Raw genomic sequence first — 243 nt, 5'->3', positions numbered from 1 at the left:
AGGCTGTTGGCTTCGTTGGCATTTGGATGGGCTTCGTTGTCAGTCAGCGTGTAGCTGTAGCTCACCACCCCGGTGCTGGGGTTGTAGCCGGTGATAGTCAGGGTATTGCCCAGCCCGGTCGTAACGGACTGCGGGAAGCCCGCGACCACGCCGCCGCTGACGACGGTAATGCCACCTACGGTCAGGGTTTGCAAGCCATCCAGGGAGGTGACTGTGAAGGAACCCGTCTGAGTCAGCGCCCCA

General features: G+C 61.7%; 1 protein-coding gene. It reads right to left on the bottom strand.

All coding sequences use genetic code 11. The features are described from left to right. A partial coding sequence (locus ACNFG0_RS22950; protein ID WP_416766553.1) for a hypothetical protein occupies window positions 1–243 on the bottom strand: 243 nt, incomplete at both ends.

It is taken from the genome of Pseudomonas sp. NY15372 (assembly GCF_048068215.1).
GTDB lineage: Bacteria > Pseudomonadota > Gammaproteobacteria > Pseudomonadales > Pseudomonadaceae > Aquipseudomonas > Aquipseudomonas guariconensis_A.
The sequence above is the reverse complement of the archived record's forward strand: the minus strand, read 5'-3'. Positions and strand labels throughout refer to the sequence as shown.